The following is a 3,200-nucleotide window of genomic DNA, read 5'->3' as shown; positions in this document are numbered from 1 at the left end:
ATTAGAAAAGCGGAAACAGTTTATTCAAATACACTTAAACGATTAAAAATCTAAAAGATGAAACAAAACATCAAAAATACATTGTACAGATTCGTAACCATGCGTGCTCCAGAACTTATTGGAGGAATCGAAAGAGCTCTCGGATTTGTCGATTTTCCACAAAATGAGACCAGTGCTTTTATAGCACCTGCAGCGCAAGCTACAACTCCAGCAGCCAAAAAACAGGCAATTGATACAGCTGTTGCTGGATATACAACTAACTTTTCTTCTAAAAAAGATTTAGAAAATGAAAATGTTGATTTCAATTCTTTTGCAAGTTGGTTAACGAGTAATAGAACAAAGTTTACTTTAGAAGAAATCACTGCTAAAATTGATGCATTTAATGCGTCTCAAAACACATATCCTACTATGGTACAAGTTTGGGACGATTTACACTATAATATTCTAACAAAAGGAAATTCTTATTTAAGAGATACGTTACTTTCATGGTTAGTTGCTGATTTCTTTTTATCAAATCGCGATAAAGTTGAAGGCACTGCAAAAAATTTACAAAAAATAGCACAAGCTAGAGTTGTCATTGACAAAAACTTATTCAATCATGAAGTAGCTTCAACTGAACCAAGAACACCAAAAGTTTCTGAAAAACACTTTAAAAAAGAAGCCAACGCTGTTGCTGCAAAACAAAACTTAGTTGAATTAGAAACGATTGCTAAAGAAGTTGCAAAAGCAAGAAGTTTATATGATTCAGACAACACTAAAGCAAAAGCAGCTTATCAAAAAACGTATGATACTTCTGTACGTGCTGCTTATGATGCAGCTACTATAACAGAAAGAGTTGTAACAGATCCAAATACTAGTGAAACATCAGTTGTAAAAGAATACACAAACTTAGTGGTTCCTGAGTACAATTTCTCTCCAGCTGATGAATTAGATAAAACAGTTTTAGCGAGTCGCTTAAGTGTTCCAGCATTACAAGTTGTCAATGATTTAGAAGCCCAAAACAACGCAACTACTCTACAAGAAATTGAAGATGCGATTGCAATTGAAATTCAATCGAATACAGATGAAGTTTTTGAAAATACAGATTTTGAATCGCAGCAAGTAGTTATTCCTGGAGGAGTTTCAGTACCTGTTTCTACAGATGCAAACCTTCTTCCATTTTCATACAACTTGTGTCCAAGAAAGAAAATTGGAAGCTCATTATTCAATTTATTACTAACAATCAATGTTCCTAATACATCATATGATGTTGTTGGAGTTGAGGTAGATTTTGGTTCACAAGGTACATTTAAGAACTTTACTGAGTTTAACTTAGGATCAAAAGTTTCTTTAGTATTATGCCCTGAAGGAGTTGATATGACTTCTCCTACAGATGTTGATATTAATATTGAATTTTCAAATGGTGAAGTTTATGAAACAACTATTGAAAGTATTACTCTAAAATGTTACTTGGGACAATTAGATCCTAGTACAGTTTCTCAACCAGAAGCTCCTGTATCTTTTGGTATTCAACGTTTAGGAATTGCTGATTATCGTAAAGTAGAGCAAGAAGTTTGTTGTTATGTACCAGGAGAAGTTTCACACATCGAAAATATCATGGCACGTGAATACAAATCTAAAGATGTAAAACGTACACGTCGTCAAGAAACTACCGATACAGTCTCTAGCGAAACTGAAAGAGAAAATCTTACAGAAACAACTTCTACTGATCGTTTTGAAATGAATCAAGAAATTGCTTCTATCAGTGCGCAAGATCAATCGACAAATGCAAGTGCCGGAATTCGTTGGGGCGGTGACCGATTTGGTGGAGATGCAAGTGCAAGTTTTGCCAACAATACATCTTCTGAAGAATCAGAAAGTCAAGCAATTACACATGCTAAAGAATTGACAGAAAGAGCTTTAGATAGAGTGGTTCAAAAAGTACGTGAAGAACGTGTATCTAAAGTAATTGAAGAATACGAAGAAACAACTTCACACGGATTTGATAACCGTAAAGGAGACAAACATGTTTCGGGTGTATATCGTTGGGTTGACAAAGTATATGAAAACAAATTACTGAATTATGGAAAACGTTTAATGTACGAATTCATGGTTCCTGAACCAGCTTCTTTCCACGATTTAGCAATTCAAATGACAAATGACCAAGATGTATTAGTAAAACCAGTAGATCCAAGAACAGCGTCTTTCCAAAAAATGAAAGATCACAAAGCTGTAAATGCTACAACTTACAAACATTGGGCTGCCATTTACAATGCTGAGGTTTCTGAACCACCAGTAGAAAGCATGTATATTGGAAAAGCTTTCTCATATCAAGCAACTGAAGTTATAGATAATCGTCATGAACGATATGGTGAAAACGATGAAGTTACTATTCCTGAAGGATACTATACAACGTATGCTAAAGCATATTGGGAAGACAGTTCAGATGGATACACACCAAACGCTACAAAAATTATTGTAGGTAGTGAAAAAATAGCGACCAAAGGCGTTTTATTCAGCATTCCTAAACACGTAGAATCTATTCCTGTATCATTTTCTTCATTAGGACATTTGTCTGGAAACTCTACCGTAAGTATCAAGGTACAAATTTTACCTGAAGCAAAAGAAAAATGGCAACTTGAAACCTTCAATACAATTATTGAAGCCTATGAGGAGCGTTTGACGGAATACGAAGAAAAATTAGCTACTCAAAAAGAAATGAAAAATCAAAAGATTGATATCAATCCAGGATTCTTCAGAGAAATTGAGAAAACTGTATTACGTAAAAACTGTATCACATATTTACTTGGTCATGAAAACTTAGGGAAAGATTTAGTTAACAATAGACAATCTATCACTGAAATTACTGCCAAATATTCTAATGCTTTATTAGATGATTATGCTGCCAAAGTAAAATTCTTTGAACAAGCTTTTGAATGGGATATTATGAGCTATTCTTTTTATCCTTTCTACTGGGCAAACAAAGAAAAATGGGGAGAATTATACCAAATTCAAAACAACGATCCATTATTCAAAGCCTTTTTACAAAGTGGAATGGCACGCGTAATCATTACAGTTCGTCCAGGATTTGAAGAAATGGTGAATTGGTATATGGCAACAGGACAAATTTGGAATGGTGGACAAGTACCAACACTTGACGATGAAGAATTTGTATCAATCGTAGAAGAATTACGTAATCCAGAAAGTGAAGTAGAAGAAAC

General features: G+C 34.2%; 1 pseudogene. It reads left to right on the top strand.

What is annotated here, in order from left to right:
- Positions 1-57 precede the first annotated feature (57 nt).
- Positions 58-3,200, top strand: a pseudogene (locus MK119_RS24105) (hypothetical protein); the annotation flags it as partial.

Source organism: Kordia sp. (genome assembly GCF_022447245.1).
Lineage (GTDB): Bacteria > Bacteroidota > Bacteroidia > Flavobacteriales > Flavobacteriaceae > Kordia.
The sequence above is the reverse complement of the archived record's forward strand: the minus strand, read 5'-3'. Positions and strand labels throughout refer to the sequence as shown.